This window comes from Limimaricola sp. G21655-S1, assembly GCF_027213785.1.
Classification (GTDB): domain Bacteria; phylum Pseudomonadota; class Alphaproteobacteria; order Rhodobacterales; family Rhodobacteraceae; genus Limimaricola.
This window is the reverse complement of sequence record NZ_JAPWGO010000302.1, coordinates 1-262: the sequence shown is the minus strand read 5'-3', so window position 1 is coordinate 262 and position 262 is coordinate 1. Positions and strand designations below refer to the sequence as shown.

The window sequence follows — 262 nt, the reverse complement described above, 5'->3', positions numbered from 1 at the left end:
GGGTTTGGCTGCCGCTTGCGCCGGGATCTGCAGCAACAGCGCTTTGGCACGGTTTTGATGAGCTTCTGACCGCGACGTCAGGGTCGCCCGTTGCCGGTTCGCTTTGCGCTTTGATATCCGGCGGCAGGCCCAGGCAATATCCAGATGGGCAAGCGCCACCAGCGTGGACATGACCGGCGTGCGCTCACATTCCAGCCGCATCCGTTCCAGCGACATAATTCCATCCAGTGTGACACGTTCGGAGGGCGACAGGCCTTCGCTC

1 pseudogene is annotated in these 262 nt (G+C 62.2%); it reads right to left on the bottom strand.

The window, feature by feature from the left end:
- Nucleotides 1–262 (bottom strand): annotated as a pseudogene (locus O4G76_RS20870) (hypothetical protein); the annotation flags it as partial.